Source organism: Rickettsia endosymbiont of Thecocarcelia acutangulata (assembly GCF_964263195.1).
GTDB lineage: Bacteria > Pseudomonadota > Alphaproteobacteria > Rickettsiales > Rickettsiaceae > Rickettsia > Rickettsia felis.
On record NZ_OZ181652.1, the window covers coordinates 1,175,879 to 1,197,164 of the forward strand.

Below are 21,286 nucleotides of genomic sequence, written 5' to 3' on the forward strand. Positions count from 1 at the left end.
AGATTTAATCTTACAGGCACTATAAAAATTATATCTGAATGTCTGATAAGTTATGACTGTCAGATGAGTATTCAAGATATAAGATTTCATTATTCTTTTCAACAGCTAACTTCTTACTATCCTTGAAGGTCTGCATAGGATTTTTACCATAACAATATTTCCCAGAATGAGGTCTTTCATTATTATAATGTTCTAACCAAATATCAAGGTCAAGTTGTAGATCATCAAGATCAGTATAAATCTTTTTACGCATAGCCATATCAAATAATTCTTGCTTCATAGTTTTATTAAAACGTTCACACATACCATTTGTTTGAGGAGAATATGCTTTAGTAGTGTTATGTTCAATGCCCTCAATGCTTAAGAACAATTCAAAAGCATGATGTTCTATATTTCCTTTATATTCACCACCTCTATCAGTTAGAATACGAAGCACTGGTATTTGCTGACTCTCATACCACGGCAGTACTCTATCATTAAGCATGTCAGCAGCGGTAAGAGCTGTTTTATCAGTATATAATTTAGCATCTGCGACCCTAGTATAGCTATCAATAAATACCTGAGAATATACCTTGCCTATACCTTTAAAATTACCTACATAATATGTATCTTGGCATCCTAGATAACCTGGATGCTGTGTATCAATCTCACCATGGGCTTCTTTTTCGCTACGCCGTTTCTCTAATACTTGTAACTGAGCTTCGGTAAGAACAATACCATCTTGAGCCATCTTTGCTTCTAATGCTTTAAGTCTTTTATTGATATTATTTAAATCATTACGTAGCCAAATCGATCTAACTCCTCCAGGTGATACAAGAATACCAGTCTTTTTAAGCTTATTTGATACTCTCATCTGACCATAAGCTGGGTATTCTATTGCCATATCTAATACTGCTCTCTCTACTGCTGGTTCAACTCTATTTGCTATAATTGGCTTCTTCCTGCTAATCTCATATAACGCCTCTTCTCCACCAGTTTCATATAGCTCTTTGAACCTATAATAACTGTCACTGCTGTATCCCATTGCTTTACAGGCGGACGATATACTACCAAGACTCTTAGCTAATTCTAGTAATCCTATTTTTGGCTTTATTATTTTTTGATTTAGATTCATCTCTAATCCTCCATTTAATATTTATCTTATTTTACTAAATGTAAGATTAAATCGAGTCTGTCATATATTTTGTGTAAGTTGTAAAGCGACAGAGAAAGAATTACTGTTAAAATTCAACTAGAACAAAGGTAAAGATATGGCTAAGAAAATAGAAGCAGGAGTTAGAAGTGCAGATATAAATACAAAGTTAGTAGAGGAAATATTATCCCAATCTAATCCTAAAGAGTTATTTGGAAAGGATGGATTGTTTCAGCAATTAAAGAAGAGGTTAGTAAAGAGAATACTAGAGGACGAGCTAGGTCATGAATTAGGTTATTCGAGGCATAGCAAGGCATTAAAACAAGATAGCAATCGTCGTAATGGTACGAGTGAGAAGACAGTAATAGATGATAGTGGTCAGAAGATAGTACTTGATATTCCAAGAGATAGAGACAATAGGTTTGAGCCACAATTAATTCCTAAGGGAGTTAGAAGATTCACAGGATTTGATGATAGTGTTATTTCGCTTTATGCAAGAGGTATGACCATGAGTGAGATTCAAGCCCATTTAGAGGAGATGTATCATACGGAAGTATCTAAGGAGCTTATCTCGACTATTACAGATGGAGTTATGGAAGAGGTAATAAGGTGGCAAGCCCAAGCATTAGATAGAATATACCCGATTGTATATTTAGATTGCATCATGGTAAAAGCAAGAGATATTAATATAGTTATAAATAAGGCTGTTTACCTTGTTATTGGTATAAATATAGAAGGCAAGAAAGAGCTTTTGGGTATTTGGATTAGCAAGAATGAGGGTTCAAAGTTTTGGATGCAGGTTGTAAGCGAATTAAAGAACCGAGGTGTAGAACAAATTTATGTAGCATGTATTGACGGTCTTAAAGGTTTTAGAGATGCAATAAACAGTGTTTTCCCAAATACCATAGTACAACTTTGTATAGTACATATGGTTCGTAATTCTTTAAAGTACGTTTCTTACAAGAATCTTAAGGAAGTAGCTGCTGACTTAAAACAAATCTATACAGCAAATAATGAGAATATGGCTAATTTAGCATTAGAAGAGTTTGCTAAAAAATGGGATAGTAAATACCCAGTTATTTCTGATATATGGAGATGTAATTGGAGCGGTATAATACCTTTTTTTGCCTTCCCTAAAGAGATTAGCTGCAATAATTGAGATTTAATCTTACATTTAGTAAAATAAGATAAATATTAAATGTAGGATTAAATCTCAACTATTGCACTGTATTTGTTCTGCATCTTTAAATTCCATGATGTCATTAATAAAATGAATAAGAATATCTTTGTTTTTTTCAGAACCAAAGATTTTCTTGAAGGCGACATCATTTTTAGGATCTAGGAACTTTGAAACTGCCATAATTAGTTACTAATATTTGTATATGCATTAACATATTATAGCACAAAATAGAAGATAAGTAAGTTATAAATTTGTTTTACATAATCTTGGGTGTTTATCATCATTAATGAATGTAAAGCGGTACAAGCAAGTATTAGAGGTTATTATCTCTGATACGCATAATGGTTTGCCTGCTTGTATTAAAATGTCTTGCAATAGATGTGATAGTTTTGCCTTCTTGTAGTTGCTGTATAACCTGTTTTTTTTGTAATTCTGCTAAAATTTGTGGTCGTCCGAGAGTTTTACCATTTGCTTTAGCTCTCGCAAGCCCAGATTGAGTACGCTCTATTAACAAATCACGCTCAAATTGAGCAACAGTATTAATTACTCCCATAGTCATTTTTCCAGCGTGCAAGTTTAGCTTTAAGAGCTGCTTGTTGCTCTGCGGCTAAAGCCTTGGCTTTTTCTGTTTTAATTTGTTCTTTAGCAGATTTGCCATCTTGACTTTATTACTCTTATTAGAATGAGGATTAACAGCTAAAGTCAATTTAGTATTAACAGGTTTGTTTTGTAATACTTGCTTATCGAAGACGACCACTTGTTTTTTAAGGATTGGCGTAACAACACTTACCGGTACTTTAAGTTTTAATGTAGATTTTGCAGTTTGCATAATATTTAACTAGCTGTTTTGTAGTTTATTTATTTCATCAACAGTAAGACCAGTAACTTTAGCGATAAAGTTTGCATCAGATCCAGCGACAATCATATTTTTAGCTACCTCATATTTTCCTTCAGCTTTACCGATCTGCATACCTTTTTCTATACCTTGTTGTTCCCAGTGTTGAGCAAGACTAGTCATAAGTTTTCCTCCTTGTTCAGTATTTAAGCGGCTTTTTAGCATTTTTTCAAGTTCTATTTTAATCAATGTGTAGGTTAAAATTAGCTCTAGATAATCAATACCGATATTCATTTGTGCAATTTGAGGCAATAGATCAGCTATTTCATACCATCTTTTAAGTAAGTCTCTCTCGTGAATATGTTTCATGAAGAACTGCAAAACTCCTGCCCAAGTTTTTTTCTTTAGCTCATCGTCAGGAATATCATGAACATTAATAAGCTGATGGTCTTTATTCCAAATATCTTGCATCAACTGTTTATTTTTAAATAAGTCCCAAAAGTTTCTAGGTGCGTTATAGTGTTTTACTCCATTGTAGAACACGAGTGGGTATACAAAGGGTAAATGTTTACTATTTGGGTGGATGGTTAAGTGTCTTGCTATAATATCCATCATATACTTAAATAGTCTAAAAGCCATGAAGTGATCAGGAGTACTTTGATGTTCTAAAAGAATCCATAAATAACCAGTCTCGTCATTAAACTTAGCTGAAAATAGAATATCAGATATGGATTGTTTAAGATCTGCTTCAATAAAGCTTTCTTTTTCCATTTTAAGAGTATGAGAGGAAAACATAGCCTTAATCTCTTTGGGTAGATGCATCTCAAAGAACTCTTTGACTACGATTGGATTTTCAAAAGCTTTGCGAATAAATGTATCATGTCTTGGGCGTTTATCAGAACTATTTGTCGGGTCTGCTACTGAGGTTAGGTTGCCGTTAATATTGTTATTTTGTTCCATAGTATTATTGATAATTTAAATGCGATTGTTTGATATCAATGTGCTGTGATTTGTATATGGTAATTAAATTCAAACATTGTTGTATAGAAGAGATTGTCTTTTGCTTTTCCATTTATCAATAATTTTCGGATTAATAATTAATTGTTCTTTACAATCAAGCAGCATACCTTAGAGAATATGAGCATTATCTGGATGTAAATAATCAAGTCCAGCTTTAACAAATAATCCTCCTAACATAATCTTTTTTCGTGCGTCAGCTTTGCGATCAAATGTAGCAGCTTTTTGTAGTTGCATACGAGTATACCATAATTTTTTTGTGACTAATTTAATCAGTTTTGACGTTGCCTGATTTTGATTGACTGGGTATTTTTGTTTTGCTCCCTAAACTGTTAAACTCATTCAATATTGGATGATTTTTATTCTCAGGATTCTTTGCAAACTTTAAGAATCCTATTAGCAATCTATCATCAATAGTTAGAGCATTAAATGCTTTAAAGATATTAAACAATTCTTCTTTACGTTTTTGAAGCAAGTGAGTTTGTTGTTCTGCAAGTTGAGCTTCTATTTTAGCTATACGATCTTTTTTGAGTTGTTGTAGGTTTGCAAGTTTAGTATTAGTTGAAAGAGGTTTAGTAGCCATGATCACCTATAAGCACTTTGATAGCAGTTTAGAGCGTCATCAGTTAGAGACTCAGCATCAGCAGATCAGACAAGATAAAGTAGATGCCAAAACACCTGATGAAATGTTAACTGCAATTAGCCGTGAATATGAGTTCTTTAAGTCTCTTGATGGCAATATTCAATACAGACAGGCTAATAATCAGTATATTAATTACTCACAGCAGGCTAGAGAGCATGAAGAGAGTGAATTATTACCTAAATTAAAAGATGTAGCAGCAGCAGTAGAACAGCATGGTGTGCTTAGTACGCAAGACATATTAGCACAGCTTAAAGATAGTAAAGACTTAGAAGAGACATATAAGCACTTTGATAGCAGTTTAGAGCGTCATCAGTTAGAGACTCAGCATCAGCAGATCAAACAAGATAAAGTAAATGCCAAAACTACCGATGAAATGTTAACTGCAATTAGCCGTGAGCATGAGTTCTTTAAGTCTCTTGATGGCAAGCTTAAATATGCAGAGCAGTATGATAGTAGTATATTATCTGCGATCTCAAATGCTAAGACTATAGAGCAAGACACGCTAATTAAAAATATGCATAATATGGTAGTATACGCTCAGAAACATGGTATATTAAATGACCAAGAGATAGTAAATCAATTTAACTCTAATGATAGTCGAAACGCACTTAATAATTTAAGTAAAACATGTGAGAAATATTATATGGATCATCATAATGAGAATATCAAACAGCTATTAGATGATGAGCATGTAATGGTAGGCACTAAGAAATATACATGTCCGCTTAAATATATGAAGCATGAGATGCAGAATAATGTACCAAGCTTTGTAGATGAAAAGCAAATAGCTATAACCTTTGATAAGGTAAAAGCAGAAGTTAAACAGCTACGCCTAGCAAGAGAATTAGAACATACAATGACCATAAGCTTATAAGGATTTGCAAGTATGACTAATGAAGAGCATAATCAGAAGCAGCATCAATCAGACGTAAGTACACATAGCGACTCTAGTGTTGCTAGCGACAATGTCGAGCGTCCAAGGCATGATGAGCTATTTAAAAATGTTATGAGTGAGCCTATAGCTGCACGTGAGTTTCTAGAGCATTATTTGCCAGTGACATTTAAGAATAAAATTAACTTAAATAGTGTCAAAATAGAAAAGGAAAGTTTTGTTACTGAAGACTTAAGAAAGAGACTCAGCGATGTCGTGTACTCTGTTTCTTTAAAAAATGATAATATTAAAGATAGTACTGCTGAAAAAAGTGTCCATAATGACAAAGCGTACGTATACGTGCTTATAGAGCATCAATCTAGTAGCGATTACTGAATTGCCTTTAGACTTTGGCAATATATGCTTTTGTTATGCGAAAGGCATAAGGACGCCAATAAAAATAAAAGTAATAGAGCAGAAGAAAAAGATAATAAGCTCCCTCTAATATGTCCTGTCGTAGTATATGCAAATGATAAGCCTTATAATGCTCCAAGGAGCTTTTGGGAATTATTTGAAGATAACAAGACTGCTAAGGATATGATGGGTGACGAGTATTTACTGGTTGACTTACAAAAACAAAGTGATAATGAAATAGTAAATAAGAAGCATCTTGGTATGATGGAGTATATGCTTAAACACATCAAGGCTCGTGATATCTTAAATCTTTGGCAAAGCTTACTTAAGAAGTTTGAAAGTAGTATTGAAATAGATAAGGAAAATGGCTACATTTACATTAAGTGGTTATTATGGTATAGTGATGCTAAGGTATCTGAAGATAAACAAGTAGAGTTAGCTAAGATCATAGCTAGCTACTTAAAAAAAGAAGATCAAGAGAGACTTATGAGAACTATTGCTGATAAATATATTGATGAGGGCGTGCAAAAGGGTATGGTCCAAGGCATGCAGATTGGTAGAAACGAAGGCATGCAGATTGGGGAAGCGAAAGGCAAATATGAAGTAGCTAAAAATATGCTCTCTAATAATTACTCTATTTCTGAAGTTTCTCGTATTACTGGTCTTACTGTTGATGAAATAGGTAAACTAAAAAACAGCTAGTTAAATATTATGCAAACAACAAAATCTACATTAAAGCTTAAAGTACCAGTAAGTATTGTTACGCCAATCCTTAAAAAACAATTAGTTGTCTTCGAAAGTGTCATTGTCAAATAAAAAGGGACCACTATATGTAAAAATTTTTATGTCATATTACCTCCAGATTTATAGTTATTAATATGTAATAGTTGAGGTTTAATCTTACATTTAGTAAAATAAGATAAATATTAAATGGAGATAAAGAATGAATATGAATCAAAAAATAATAAAGCCAAAAATAGGATTACTAGAATTAGCTAAGAGTCTTGGTAGTATATCGTCCGCCTGTAAAGCAATGGGATACAGCAGGGACAGTTATTATAGGTTCAAAGAGCTATATGAAACTGGTGGAGAAGAGGCGTTATATGAAATTAGTCGAAGAAAGCCAATAATAGCGAATAGAGTTGATCCAGCGATAGAGAAAGCAGTAATGAATATGGCAATAGAATATCCAGCATATGGACAGCTAAGAGTATCAAATGAGCTTAAGAAGAGCGGTATACTTGTATCGCCTGGAGGAGTCAGATCAATTTGGTTACGTAATGATTTAAACAATATCAGTAAAAGACTTAAAGCATTAGAAGCAAAGATGGCTCAGGATGGTATTATGCTTACTGAGGCACAATTACAAGTGCTAGAGAAGCGTCGTAATGAAAAAGAAGCTCATGGAGAAATTGAGACACAGCATCCAGGGTATCTAGGATGCCAAGATACATATTATGTAGGCAACTTTAAGGGTATAGGTAAGGTTTATTCTCAGGTATTTATTGATAGCTACAGCAGAGTAGCTGATGTTAAATTATATACTGATAAAACAGCTTTAACTGCTGCTGATATGCTTAATGACCGAGTGTTACCATGGTATGAGACTCAAGGAATACCAATACTTCGTATTCTTACAGATCATGGGTCAGAATATAAGGGGAATATAGAGCATCATGCTTTTGAATTATTTCTAAGTATCGAAGGTATAGAGCATACTACTACTAAAGCATATTCTCCTCAAACAAACGGTATGTGTGAGCGTTTTAACAAAACCATGAAACAAGAATTCTTTGATACAGCTATGCGGAAAAAGATTTATACAGATCTTGATGATTTACAATTAGATCTTGATATCTGGCTAGAATATTTCAATAATGAAAGACCTCATTCTGGTAAATATTGTTATGGAAAAACTCCTATGCAAACTTTTAAGGATAGTAAGAAATTAGCTGTTGAAAAGAATAATGAAATCTTGTATCTTGAATATGTATCTGACAGTCAAAATTTAACTGACAATCACAGGTACAAGATTTATAGTGTCTGTAAGATCAAATCTTGACTTCTACACCATCTTTACGCTATTTAGAATCTAACATAGCGTAAGTTTTGCCAAGTGGAACACCTGATTCATTTAATGCTAAGCTGTTATGTAATATCAGACCTAAACTTCCATCTTTACCTTTTTGTGCTCGAAACACTCTATCCAAGCTATCGTTTTTTACTCTATTTTTATAATCAATGTAAGTAGTGTCATGTATCACTAAAATTTTTTCATGCTCATGCCTTATTCTATTATCAATTGTACTAATTATATGATTCTTAAGGATTGTATATGCTTTAATTTTTTTATTGCTAAAAAATCTGTAACAGGCTTTTATCGATGACCAACTTTCAAAACATGAAGAAATATTTGATTGAGCTTGTTGCATAAATTTTTTAAAAATATACTTAAAACGTTTCACCAATCTCATATCTCTAAAACTTATACCACCAAATTCTTGCTCTATCCAACATAAATCTGTTGCTTCCATATTACACCTTTAATTTTAGTTAAAAAGTGTATTCTAACGCGAGTTTCGTATTAAGATGCCTAAATTATAGCTAAGAAATTTGTCATAATCCTGATTCTTTAAAGTTTTTGAGCAATTTAATAAGAATAGTTAGAGTAAAAAACGACAATTTGCTGACAATTTACGCATTTTTAGCAAATTTTATAACAAAAACCGTGTTATCAATATCTATATAATCCAGTATTTATCAGCTATTCAGAGCCTTTGTGAATACGAAACTCGCGTATTCTATTACAGTCAGGACTTCCGAAAATATTAAAATTATTGCTTTTTAGCAACAAGCTTATTGATACCAAAATTTTAAATAAACTTTATACTATCAAGGTTTTATAAATTTTCTCATAATTGAACTAATTATACCTTTTCTTATCATATCTGCATTTTTGCGGAAGTCCTGACAGTTTATAGTTATCTTCCTACTATTTTTATACTTATGGGTAATGCTAAGCCTTTACCAGACGCTTACAATGCAACCAATCATTTTGCAATTAAATATAAATTGCTAGTAGCAGCGAATATAGCATCTATGAATGCATTGATAAATTTACGTCAAAATAACTCGTTTGCGTAAGGTGAGTAAAGAATTATTCTTCTAAAGATGCTCTAAATGAGTTATTTATAATGCTTAATTATGATTTAAATCCTAATAAGAATTAGGGATGACAACATTCAAACAATTTAAAACTGAAGTAATACAATATATAACAAGGAGATTGGGATGAGCAATACACTACCACCATAACCGGCAAAGAAAACTGTCGTTGCATACATGTTTAAGATTTGAGATATTACTATTACAAAAAAATGGACAAATGAAGTACCCTCTATTACAATTATATAAATAGTTTATAAAATATGATCATATATGCCAGAATACATTAGACATGATGAGGGGACATTTTCCTCTCTAACAAAACAACAAAAAGAGGCAGTAGGATTACTTTCAATTGGTACTTTCTTAGAGTATTTTGATTTACTGCTCTATGTACATATGGCAGTACTTCTTAATGAGTTATTCTTTCCTAAATTTGATCCCGATGTAGCATCATTTTTGTCTGCTGCTGCTTTTTGTTCCACTTATGCCTTAAGACCTTTTGGAGCATTAATTTTTGGCTATATAGGTGATAATATAGGTAGAAAATCAACCGTTATCATAACAACATTTATGATGGCTATTTCTTGTATTATTATGGCTAATTTACCAACTTATGATCAAATTGGAATGAAAGCTGTTGTTATTATGACAGTATGCCGCATGATACAAGGTATCTCATCAATGGGTGAAAGAATAGGGGCTGGAATTTATATTACTGAAATCACAAAACCTCCTATACAATATGCAGCTGTTACATTAGTAGGTTGTTTAGCTGCTTTAGGCGGGACTGTTGCTTTAGCTGTAGCTTCTTTAGTAACTTCACAAGGTTTTAATTGGCGGCTCGCTTTTTGGATTGGTGCAATTGTAGCAGTTATTGGTTTTTTAGCAAGAACATCTCTCCGTGAAACACCGGAATTTGTTAATGCAAAACGACGGATACAAAATATTTTGGATGCAACAAAATTAAATAGTCAAAAGATTATGAGTGTTGGTATACAACAAAATGTAAGTAAGAAAACGATAATTGCAAATTTTCTAACATTATGTGGAGGACCAGTTGCTTTATATTTCGTTTATATCCATTGTGGAAATATTCTAAAAAGTTCTTTCCATTATACTGCAGCACAAGTAATACATCAAAATTTTATAGTTTCAATAATAGGATTAGCGGTCTACTGTATAATGGTTTACCTTAGTTATAAGATATATCCATTAATAATATTAAAAATTAAATTATTAATATTCTCATGTATAATGATACCTTGTCCTTACTTATTAGATAATATAACATCACCTTTACATTTATTATTAATACAAATAGTACCTATAACATGCGGACTCGCACAAACACCAGCTATGCCAATATTTTTAAAACATTTTCCCATTTTTAAACGTTTTACTTATGCAAATGTAACATATGCGATAACACAAGCTCTCATGTACATTATAACATCTTTTGGAATTACATATTTTGTACATATTTTCGGACAGTATGGATTGTTGATTATAATAATTCCTTTAATTGCAGGATATACTTTTGGTCTATATCATTTTGAAAAACTTGAAAAGGAAGTTGGTAATTATCCAAAGAAAATAAGTGATAATGATCTAAAAAATAATTCGGTATTGTAAGAGTAGCAGAACATAATTTTATAAGATTAACTTTTATATCTAATAACTCTAAGTATTTAGATAACACTAAAAAATAATACATAGTTTCTTCTACGATTTTTTTAACTTTCTCAGGAGATTTAGCACCTATTGTTTGCATATTATGCAGTCTATCAAATAACTTTATTAGGAGTACATCATGTTTCTTCTCTTTGTATAATATCTCTACTGACTCAGCAGCACTAATCTTTATGCCATCATCTTTAATCCTTGTTAAATCCATAACTTGATTTGCTACTTGCCACCCAAATTCTTGTGATATCTGCTCCTTGGTTAGTTCTGTATCTTCTAATGTGTCATGCAGTATTGCGGTCACTAAAATATCGGTTCTAAATAGATAGTCTGATACCAAATACGCCACCTCTAACGGATGTGAGTAATATGGCTCTCCTGATTGACGCATCTGACTTCCATGATATTTGCAAGCGTAATAGATTGCTTTTTTTACTACCAAAACATCTACTTTAGGTACTTTTAATATGCTATTTAAATATATTACTTTATCCAGTAACCTCTTAGCATAAATACAATATTCAAACTCTTTTTGCCAATCTTCTAACTCTTCCATAATCCTTATTAAATTATTTATATAAACATCCTATATTGTCGAGTAGAAATCATAGCTCTTACCACTTCCTAATTAGTGAAGTTTCATTGCTATGATAGCCCTCAAAGAACCCTACAGGTGGTTTTCCCACATAAGGCTCTTCAATATCGCTATTCTACTTTACAACGTAAGCGTCGTCTTGTAAAGGCGGTCTAGACAAAATGTGACTATTCCAGTTTAAGATTCCATGGTAATAAATCTACGATTTTCTGAGAATTATAATCCTGAATGATCTCAAGTACTTTTTGTAAATATTTCCAAGGATTGATATTATTTAAATTTAGCGGTTTCAATAATCGAATAGATAATAGCGGCAGTATGTCCCACAGCTGTCGAAAGTAGATATACATAGTTATAATCTAAACTTTATAAGATCAATATTGCCTCCAGATAATATTACAATATCACGGATTATTTCCTTCTCTAGTAATAAACCAAATCGTAATAATGGAATCTTAAAACCTTTTAATTTGTTTATATTTTTAAATATGGTAACTCACCTTACGCAAACGAGTTATTTTGACGTAAATTTATCAATGCATTCATAGATGCTATATTCGCTGCTACTAGCAATTTATATTTAATTGCAAAATGATTGGTTGCATTGTAAGCGTCTGGTAAAGGCGGGTATTTTCCAACAAAGGTACGGAAAGTACCGTGTCTATAGCTCCAGAAGCTAGAGTTTATGCTTGATACAGCAGTTTTACCATGTCCATTTTTACTAATTTACTTAATTTTATAGCTCTTCGTTAGAGATTATTCAGTTATAGTTTTATTTTAATTCAATTTGCTTCTCAACTTTTAATCTTTATCTCTAAAATGTTTTTATATTTCAGTACTATTGTATATTTAATTTTCAAAAATATTTTAACATGCTTATAGCATAATTATTTTTGTATAACGTTATTGCTACATAGATTATATAAAGATATAATCAACAAGCTTTTCAATGATTTAAGTAATAAATTATGCATGTAGTATAAACGAACGTTTGTAGTAGCAAGGAATACTAAATATATTCAATAAAATAATAACAGTTAGGTAAAGAAGATTTATATGTTAGTGGGTTATGTAAGAGTTTCTAAATCTGATGGAAATTTAGATTTTCAAAAAGATGAATTGATAAAGTTCGGCGTGGAACCAAAAATGATTTATGAAGAACATGCAAGTGGTAAAAGAGAAGATAGACCGGAATTATTAAGCTGCCTTAAGGCTCTTCGACCAGGAGAAGATACATTAGTTGTGTGGAAATTAGATAGATTAGGTCGTAACCTCAAACATTTAATAAGTATAGTTCAAGAGTTAGAACAACAAAATATAGGATTACATGTTTTAACAGGTAAGGGGGCGTGTATAGAGACAAGATCGGCATCTGGAAGAATGATATTTGCAATCTTTGCTGCATTAGCAGAATATGAAAGAGAACTGATCAGCGAAAGAACTAAAGCTGGTCTTAAAGCTGCTAGGGCTAGGGGAAGAAGAGGAGGAAGGAAATTATTGATGACAAAGACTAAACTTAGCATTGCCCGTAATGCTTTACAGAATCGTGACACTAGTATTAATGAATTATGTGAAGAACTCAAAATTACTAGATATACATTATATAGATATTTATCACCTGAAGGCAAACTTAGAGATTATAGTCATAAATTACTATCGATTTAATTCTATAATAAACCTAAGCATATATTAGATGTCGAGATTAAATATTTTATCAAAGTTAGAACAAAAGGAATTTGATACACCACCAATATTATCAAATGAGGCAAGAAAATCACTTTTTAGATTAAGCCAAAGCAGTAAAAATTATTTGCAACACATCAAGAGTGACGAAAACAAAATTAATTTTGTTATGTATAGTTATTTCAAGATAACACAAAAATTTTTTGTTCCTCAAAATTTTATAATGAAAGATATAGAATATGTTGCAAAACAATTAGGGATATTAGATTTTACGTATAGATCAATTATTAATAATTTAACCAAAAATAGTTTTAAAAGATATAAGCTAAAAATTTTGGAAAGAACTGGATTTGCAATGTTTGATTCATTGGCTAAAAAATTACTTTATAACAAATCATATCAATTGGCTGCAAATCATGTAAAACCAAAAATTATATATAACGATTGTATAGAGTTATTATTAAACCAGAAAATTGAGATTCCAAGATACTTTAGCATAAGTGAAATAATCAGGTCGGCTTTAGGAGATTATAAAGGAAATATATTAAGGTTATTAGCTCAAGTATTAACAGATAAACAAAGAAGTTTACTTGATGATTTATTAACTTACTCAGACGAAAAAGAGATTCATAAACTCACCACAATAAAATTGCTTAATCATTCTACAAAACCAAAAGCAATTAGGGAAAACATAAATGAGTTTAATAGAATAAGAGATATTTATAATCAGCATTTTTCTTTGATTAAAAATTTACCTTTGAGCAGTAAAGGTGTTGAGTATTTTGCTACTACCGTAATTAAGTCTGATATTTTTAGAGTAAAAAGAAAATCCGATAATGATAGATATTTGCATCTAATTACCTTTATCGTTTATCAATATAGTATTATACACGATGCATTAATGGATATTTTTTTAAAAGCAATAGGTAGTTTCAATAGTAGTAGTAAAAGAGAGCACCAGTTAAGGTGTTATGAAGAGAGAATCAGATTGCAGGTTGGTTTAAAGGAATATTTACTTAAGAGCCAAAAGGAAAATAAAGCTTTAAAAGAGATATATGATTTATATAAAGATAAAAGTAAGGATATAAGCACAAAGCTTGAGAAAATAGGCAATATTCTAGATAAATTATATGACAACAATAGTACTTTGGATATGACGAATATTGAAATATCACAATTTTCTAATAAAACCGCAGAATATTATGAGATATTGTCAGAAAAGTCACGTTCACTGCAAACTAAATTATCGCCTATACTGAAATCTTTGAATTTTGATTTAGAAAGGTCTAGTGCTAAGGAATTGCTAAAAGCGATAGAGTTTTTTCAACAAGTGGATAGTAAGATTCCTAATATAGTATCTTGTATACCATTGAATTTTTTAAACAAAGAAGATAAAGCAGATGTAATTATCTCTACAATAAAAGGGATAAAGCAAAGCCAATATAAAATCAATATTCCTTTATACAAAGTGTTATTGTTTAAGTATATAGCAACAAATGTAAAAGCTGGATGCTTAAACCTGGATTCATCATATAAATATAAAACTCTTGATGAATATCTAATCTCAAAAGATGAGTGGTATCAAAATAAGGAAGATCTTATAAAGCAAGCTGGACTTGAGAAATTTAAAGAAGTAACAACTGTTTTAGCTGATTTAGAAAAGGTATTAGATCAAGAATATATAAGAACTAACGAAAATATCATTGTAGGTATAAATAAATATATCAAGGTAAAAAAGATTAATGACTATGTACTAAATACACCAGCCTTAGATGAAAAAGGAAATAATAAGGTATCTTATCTATCTGATTATTTTCCAGATAGCTATAAAGTACCTATGCAGGAAATACTTTATACTGTCAATGAAATGTCAGAGTTTTTAGATTGCTTCGAGTATTATCAAACAACTCATCAAAGAAAATTATCAAAAAAACTTCTTATAGCAGGCATTATGTCTTTAGGATATGGTATAAGAGATAATGAAATAGCTTATATTTCTAGGGATATAAAATCTTCAGCTTTAGAAAATGTGGTCAATTGGTATTTTACAACAGAAAACTTACAAAATGCTATAGATTCTATTCTGAAATTAACTCATTTAACTTCAATAATTAGTATATACCAAGATAAAGATAAAAAAGTTCACACTGCATCAGATGGTCAAAAATGGAAAGTAGTAAATGATTCTTTAAATGCAAATTATTCTTTTAAATATTATGGTCAGGATCAAGGTGTAAGTGTTTTAAGCTTTATTGATAAAAGGCATTTGTTATTTTATTCCACTGTTATGAGTGCCTCTTTAAAAGAATCAGCATATGTTATAGATGGTCTAATGCACAATGATGTAGTGAAGAGCGAAATACATTCTAATGATACTCATGGTTATTCTGAAAGCGTATTTGCAATAAGCCATTTTTTAGGAATCTTTTCAGCTCCAAGGATTAAAAACCTTAGGAAGCAAGTTTTATCGGTCTTTCCAGAATATAGGACAAAATATAAGAGTAAGAAATATAAGATTATCCCAACTCATACAATAAACGTAGGAGTGATAAAAGAAAACTGGGACGAAATACTTAGAGTTATTACTACGATCAAGCTTAAAAGAAGCACTGCGTCTACTATTTTATCGAGGTTAAACTCATATTCTAAGAAAAATAAGTTATATAGAGCGTTAAAGGAATTTGGTAAAATAATTAAATCTATTTTTATTCTTAGGTATATTGACAATGTGGCATTACGCCAAGAAATAGAAGGGCAATTGAGCTTAATAGAGAATAGCAACAAATTTTCTAAAGCAGTTTCTCAAGAGAATGAACAATCGTTTATACAACAAACTTAAGCTGAACAAATTATTGCTGAAAGTTGTAGAAGATTAATGAAAGCTGCCATTATTTGCTGGAACTGTTTGTTTTTACAGAAGAAAATAAATAAAATCAAATCAGCTTTTGAACTTGAAAATATTATCCAAAGCATTAAATCTGGCTCGATAATGATATGGAGACACGTAAATTTTAGAGGAGAATATGACTTTTCTGAAGAAGTAACCAGGGATAAATATGGACTTAAAATGGACATGGTAAAACTGCTGTATCAAGCATAAACTCTAGCTTCTGGAGCTATAGACACAGTACTTTCCGTACCTTTGTTGGAAAATACCCAATATAGGAGAACTTAAAGATGGTATCAATGATTATATCAGTAAATATAATTATCAGAGATTCCATTCAAGTATTGGTTATAAAAAACCCATGAATGTCTATCTCGATAGTATACAACATCATACACAAATGGCAGCTTAATTTTGAACAGTCCATTATACATTGCGGTATAGCATAACTAAAGTGAAATATTCGTTATAATAACACAGGCTAAAAGTATCGTAATGTATTAATATTTTTAATGCAACACTTCTGATCATGACTTATCAAGATATTATTAAAATACTTCAAAAGTATGATCATCATTTTGATGATACACAACTTAATAAAGCTGTCAAGTTTCTATTAAAATATGATCACAATCATAAGCACTTATTAGAAATATCAGAAACTCTTGTCTCAATATACCCTGATACTAAATCAGTTATTACATGTTTATTATTTTTTAGCTCAGTAAAAAAGAACTTAAAATTAACATACATTAAACATCATTGTGATGAAGAAGTAGCCGCGATATTTTTTTCACTGGTTAAATTATTCCGAATACAAAACACATATTATAATACAACACCAGAAACGTTTCAGTTATTCCTTTCATTAAAACCTCATCTTATAATCAGAGTCTTATTAATAAGGTTTGCTTATTTATTACATAAGATAATATTTAATTGCACTATATCAGATATAGAATATTACTTAATGAGTAACGAGATAAAAGATATATATGTATCTTTATTTAAAGAAATCACAGTAGAAAAAATTAATAATGCATTACAAAATGTTTGTTTAGAAATATTACAGCCTCAGTTATACAAATTTATAACCGATTTCTTAAAAGTCAATTATCAAAATCCAAACCAGTTAGTGATTAAAGTAATTAATTCATTTCATGATATTTTATCGAGATTGGATCTAGCATATACAATATCAGGAAGAGTGAAGTCTACTTATTCTATAGCACGAAAGTTAGTAAATAAGTCTAATAAAATAAAGAACTTATTTGATATCATTGGTATTAGAATAATTGTAGAACAAAATAACGAATGTTATAAGGTATTAAATACAATTTTAAGAAATTATACACATATTCCAAACAGAAATAAAGATTTTATTAAATTTCCAAAGAAAAATAATTATCAATCACTACATACAGTAATCATATATCAAGATTTACATAAGTTAGAAGTACAAATACGTACTAGCAGAATGCATAACATTGCACAGTTTGGTTCTGCATCACATTTGCAATATAAAATAAACTTACAAAACAGTAATAATATTGATATCGCTTATAACATATTAAATAAATTTATATTCAACACATTAAACCAATATATACCTACTATATTACATCAATATTTTAGTAGAAATAGATTAGACGGTTTTATATCCTATATAATAGGACTCATAAAGCCCGACTATCGCACATTAAAACAAGATGTATTCATCGATCACGAGAATGCACCTTACTATTGGTATAAATCTACAATATACATAGAATATAGTATTGATCTAGACTTAGATATCAAACATTCTATTGATAGACTACAATCCTCTCCTAATATCTCTGTTATGCGAAAAATAAGTCACCAAGTACTATTTAGTACTAATTACCACTGTAAGCATGCAGTAATAAGCAATTGTCAAAAATACAACGTAGAGATATTAGGAAGACAAGTGATACAATGGGGTGAGACTACTCATACAGTAGGGCAGTTACCATCAGAGCAAATGGAATATAACTTGCCCGTGAGTAATAGTAGTGCTCTTAAGCAAACAGTACCCATTGTGAATATAATACACACATCAAAACACTTGATTAGTGAAGATCTTTTACAATGCAATGTTGGAAAGTGTGCACAACAAAAAAGACATCCTGATGTAGATTCCAAGAACTTCAAGATCAATAGTGGTACCACTTTACTAGTGGCAATAGATCTGCAAGATGCAGATATGGTAGAATTATTACTCACACATCCTAATATAAGTATCAAAGAAAGAGGTATGTGTATTGCTCAGAGTACATCGATCAAGGATGGGGATTTGCCATTTTTACTAGCAGTACATAACGGTAATCTAGAGATTGTAGAAAAGCTTCTTGCAGATCCTAAATTGGATATATATCAAATTAATCACAATAAAGAGCACGCTTTAATAATAGCTACCCAGCTAGGTAATATTGAAATTCTTAGATTATTAATCAATTATTTAGACAAGAAATTCCAAGATAATATAGAAGAATTTGGGAGATATTTAAACCTTACTAATAGTGAAGGTCAATCAGCACTATATTTCGCATTTGATTATTTTCGACTCGATCCATGTATAAGTATCGAGATGATCAGAATATTACTTTCTATAACAGGTCAAGATGGAGACTCATTAGTACAAGACTCTCAAACAATTGATATTACAGCAGAATTACACAAGATCTTTTTCCAAGAAATCTTAAATGGAAATAGACAAACTGTGGAAGCATTAATGACTATCACCCAAAATCATAAATTGGTTATAGATGTCAATAAAAGCAATATGACAGATGAATATAGTGGTACCGCTTTACTGATGGCAATAGATCTGCAAGATGCAGATATGGTAGAACTATTACTCACACATCCTAATATAGATCTTAATAGATCATTCACTTATCATCGTGATGCTAATATAAATGGAGATATTTACACCGTGCATCCGTTTTTAGAAGCACTCAGTAGTAATGACAGAATTATTCATCTATTTCTAAAAGATTTTGATAAAAATAAAATAGATATAATAGAAGTAGATAAACATGGGCAAGTATGTGTAGATAACAGTAACGAAATAATAATTAAAAGAAGTCAAAATAGCGAAAGTGCTTTGATGATAGCTATACAATATGGCGATATCGATATACTAAGAAGATTGATTAATGCACTAAAAATAAAATTAACAAACGATCATTTCAAACAATATCTAAACTATATTACCTTCAAAAGGTTCAACGTTGAACCTTTTGAAGGTAATAATGTATTAACTCTTGCAGGACGACAGGGGAATAAAGTAATAGTGCAAACATTAATAGGTTTGAAAGGAGAAGATGGGGTACCCTTGATCAATATTAATCATCAAGATTTTTTTGGTAATAGAGTACAACATTATTTTACTGATGATGAGGAGATACAATATGAATTCAGACAATATGCTACCCAAGATTTAAGCACCAAAACATTAAAAAATATAATAACAAACCCTCAGTCTACACACTATGCAGATGAAGAAGTAAAAAAGTGCATTGCTGCACTACAATCCCAATTCCAATATCAGTTGACAGAGCAGCATATTGGTCAATCAGTAGAAGCGATACACAATTATCTTGATAAACTACAAAATGATCGCATTTTTTGTCTAGATAGTTTTGGACATAGCACAATCAGTATACAATGTAGAGCAACAACCAATGTAGAATCAGTGTCTCGTAATATATCGGTAGAAATAGTACTAAAGGTAGTAAAACATTTACTACAATGGTTTGACGGTACTATGCGAGAAGTTATACACTTGGCATGGTTAATTATAAAGTACAGAGAAAAAACTGATAATTCTCAAAACTTCAATTTCACAATTGATTTAATTAAAAATTTAACCCAAGCTGCTTTTGAATATACAAAAGATGATGTTAAGGAACTAAATGTTGAAACAATGAAGCAGGCTTGTAGTAAAGGTATTTGTACCGTACTAATATCTTGCGCTATGCCAACTGTGCGTCTAGTTAATTATGATGAAGGTGAGAAGGCACCAGGCTACTTTGCACAAAATCCTGAACTAGTAAGAGAATACTTACAGGCAACTACAGAATACATTCAATGCGAGATATTTACAGCAGAATTCAGAAATAAATGGCAAAAAATGCTTAATGAATTTTGTCCTAATCCTACTAATGATGATAAAATAGTATGGGATAATGAGCTCAACAAACTAAATGTTATATTAGATCAATCAGAATTCTTAGATGTATGGTCAGACATAATGGAAATAATAAAGGATCTAATGAATAACGAAAATAACTGGAACCCGTCAAATATAACACAAATACTTAAGAAGCAGTATAGTAATGTAATTATGATACACCAAAAAATTGAAAATTTTTTACAAGAGCAACCACAATTATTGCAAACAATAAAAAATAGCGAGCTATACCCAATTAGGCAATTAGTATCCAACAATCAGGATTGTGATGTAATTGCTAACATCGTGTTTATGTTTGTAGTACATAATGCAGATATAGAAATGGCACAGTCACTAATAGAGTATAAAAATAAAGATGGTACCCCCTTGATACAAGCAGAATATGCAGAAATGGCAGAAGATGAAAGTGAGCAAGATCATGGCATAGAGAAAGAGTATTACGGTATGTTACAAGCGTTTTTACTAGTAGAGTACTTATATGCTCAAAATGTTAATCAAGATAAAGCGAAACAATTATTAATGCTAAAGAAGAACAATAAGGAAACTTTAATAGATACTCAGGCAGCTGATGTAATATTACAGTATGTACATGATTATGGTGGCAGTGTACCAGAACCTGCAGAAGAGAGCATAATACATGAAAATTTAGGTACGTATACAGAACATACGCACTTATTAGGTGATGTATAATAGACCTCTTTCGAAAAACTGCAGAAGTCAAGATTTGATCTTACAGACACTATAAATTTTGCACCTGATTGTTAGTTAAATTTTGACTGTCAGATACATATTCAAGATACAAGATTTCATTATTCTTTTCAACAGCTAATTTCTTACTATCCTTAAAAGTTTGCATAGGAGTTTTTCTATAACAATATTTACCAGAATGAGGTCTTTCATTATCGAAATACTCTAACCAAATATCAAGTTCTAATTGTAGGTCATCAAGCATAGTACCCTAC

The 21,286-nt window shown here is 31.0% G+C and carries 14 protein-coding genes and 5 pseudogenes; 8 read left to right on the top strand and 11 right to left on the bottom strand.

Annotated elements, in window-relative coordinates; genetic code table 11:
* Positions 1-28 precede the first annotated feature (28 nt).
* Positions 29-1,114 carry an IS481 family transposase gene (locus tag ACE38Q_RS06420; protein ID WP_500190586.1) on the bottom strand — a complete coding sequence of 362 codons (1,086 nt, stop codon included), beginning with the start codon at positions 1,112-1,114 and terminating at the stop codon, positions 29-31.
* A gap of 136 nt (positions 1,115-1,250) precedes the next feature.
* Between ACE38Q_RS06420 and ACE38Q_RS06425 the strand changes: the two genes are divergently transcribed.
* Positions 1,251-2,291 carry an IS256 family transposase gene (locus ACE38Q_RS06425; protein WP_500190598.1) on the top strand — a complete coding sequence of 347 codons (1,041 nt, stop codon included), beginning with the start codon at positions 1,251-1,253 and terminating at the stop codon, positions 2,289-2,291.
* Positions 2,292-2,357: 66 nt separating this feature from the next.
* Here ACE38Q_RS06425 and ACE38Q_RS06430 read toward each other — a convergent pair.
* The 6 genes and pseudogenes from ACE38Q_RS06430 to ACE38Q_RS06455 all read right to left on the bottom strand — a co-directional run.
* Positions 2,358-2,492: pseudogene (locus tag ACE38Q_RS06430) on the bottom strand (PD-(D/E)XK nuclease family transposase); the annotation flags it as partial.
* A 133-nt stretch (positions 2,493-2,625) separates the two neighbouring features.
* Positions 2,626-2,865, bottom strand: coding sequence for a helix-turn-helix domain-containing protein (locus ACE38Q_RS06435; RefSeq protein ID WP_500190601.1), 240 nt, complete (start codon positions 2,863-2,865; stop codon positions 2,626-2,628).
* Between the two features lie 54 nt (positions 2,866-2,919).
* Positions 2,920-3,141 (bottom strand): hypothetical protein, encoded by a 222-nt coding sequence (locus ACE38Q_RS06440; RefSeq protein WP_500190603.1) that lies wholly within the window; start codon positions 3,139-3,141, stop codon positions 2,920-2,922.
* 9 nt (positions 3,142-3,150) lie between these two features.
* Entirely contained in the window at positions 3,151-4,107 is a 957-nt protein-coding gene (locus ACE38Q_RS06445; RefSeq protein WP_500190606.1) for an Rpn family recombination-promoting nuclease/putative transposase, read from the bottom strand.
* A 168-nt stretch (positions 4,108-4,275) separates the two neighbouring features.
* A complete protein-coding gene (traD, locus tag ACE38Q_RS06450; RefSeq protein ID WP_500190608.1) occupies positions 4,276-4,401 on the bottom strand; it encodes a conjugal transfer protein TraD in 126 nt (41 codons plus the stop codon).
* Between the two features lie 31 nt (positions 4,402-4,432).
* The gene (locus tag ACE38Q_RS06455) at positions 4,433-4,747 is read right to left on the bottom strand and encodes a hypothetical protein (RefSeq protein ID WP_500190610.1); all 315 of its coding nucleotides are present in this window, start codon (positions 4,745-4,747) and stop codon (positions 4,433-4,435) included.
* On the opposite strand from ACE38Q_RS06455, the gene ACE38Q_RS06460 reads away from it, so the two are divergent.
* The 3 genes and pseudogenes from ACE38Q_RS06460 (at position 4,746) to ACE38Q_RS06470 (ending at position 8,154) form a co-directional block, all read left to right on the top strand.
* Positions 4,746-5,681: a hypothetical protein gene (locus tag ACE38Q_RS06460; RefSeq protein ID WP_500190612.1), complete on the top strand. Its 936-nt coding sequence runs from the start codon at positions 4,746-4,748 to the stop codon at positions 5,679-5,681. The two genes, ACE38Q_RS06455 and ACE38Q_RS06460, sit on opposite strands and share 2 nt — an antisense overlap.
* Before the next feature lie 12 nt (positions 5,682-5,693).
* Positions 5,694-6,794 (top strand): annotated as a pseudogene (locus ACE38Q_RS06465) (Rpn family recombination-promoting nuclease/putative transposase).
* Between the two features lie 241 nt (positions 6,795-7,035).
* On the top strand, positions 7,036-8,154 hold the full coding sequence (locus tag ACE38Q_RS06470; protein WP_500190614.1) for an IS481 family transposase: 1,119 nt from the start codon (positions 7,036-7,038) through the stop codon (positions 8,152-8,154).
* 19 nt (positions 8,155-8,173) lie between these two features.
* Here the strand turns inward: ACE38Q_RS06470 and ACE38Q_RS06475 are convergent, their stop codons facing one another.
* The gene (locus ACE38Q_RS06475; RefSeq protein WP_500190616.1) at positions 8,174-8,626 is read right to left on the bottom strand and encodes an IS4/Tn5 family transposase DNA-binding protein; all 453 of its coding nucleotides are present in this window, start codon (positions 8,624-8,626) and stop codon (positions 8,174-8,176) included.
* Between the two features lie 904 nt (positions 8,627-9,530).
* Between ACE38Q_RS06475 and ACE38Q_RS06480 the strand changes: the two are divergent.
* A pseudogene (locus ACE38Q_RS06480) lies at positions 9,531-10,847 on the top strand (MFS transporter); the annotation flags it as partial.
* Here ACE38Q_RS06480 and ACE38Q_RS06485 read toward each other — a convergent pair.
* Together ACE38Q_RS06485 and ACE38Q_RS06490 are read right to left on the bottom strand one after the other, a co-directional pair.
* Positions 10,765-11,499 carry an HD domain-containing protein gene (locus ACE38Q_RS06485; protein WP_500190619.1) on the bottom strand — a complete coding sequence of 245 codons (735 nt, stop codon included), beginning with the start codon at positions 11,497-11,499 and terminating at the stop codon, positions 10,765-10,767. The pseudogene ACE38Q_RS06480 and the gene ACE38Q_RS06485 overlap by 83 nt on opposite strands.
* A 206-nt stretch (positions 11,500-11,705) precedes the next feature.
* Positions 11,706-11,831, bottom strand: a complete 126-nt coding sequence (locus ACE38Q_RS06490; protein ID WP_500190622.1) for a transposase domain-containing protein — start codon at positions 11,829-11,831, stop codon at positions 11,706-11,708.
* A 763-nt stretch (positions 11,832-12,594) separates the two neighbouring features.
* Between ACE38Q_RS06490 and ACE38Q_RS06495 the strand changes: the two genes are divergently transcribed.
* From ACE38Q_RS06495 to ACE38Q_RS06505, 3 genes and pseudogenes are all read left to right on the top strand, one after another.
* Positions 12,595-13,203: a recombinase family protein gene (locus tag ACE38Q_RS06495; protein ID WP_500190625.1), complete on the top strand. Its 609-nt coding sequence runs from the start codon at positions 12,595-12,597 to the stop codon at positions 13,201-13,203.
* A 28-nt stretch (positions 13,204-13,231) separates the two neighbouring features.
* Positions 13,232-16,321 (top strand): annotated as a pseudogene (locus tag ACE38Q_RS06500) (Tn3 family transposase).
* A 316-nt stretch (positions 16,322-16,637) separates the two neighbouring features.
* Positions 16,638-21,014, top strand: a complete 4,377-nt coding sequence (locus ACE38Q_RS06505) for a RelA/SpoT-related domain-containing protein (protein ID WP_500190628.1) — start codon at positions 16,638-16,640, stop codon at positions 21,012-21,014.
* A gap of 49 nt (positions 21,015-21,063) precedes the next feature.
* Here ACE38Q_RS06505 and ACE38Q_RS06510 read toward each other — a convergent pair.
* Positions 21,064-21,279, bottom strand: a pseudogene (locus ACE38Q_RS06510) (IS481 family transposase); the annotation flags it as partial.
* Between the last annotated feature and the right edge of the window lie 7 nt (positions 21,280-21,286).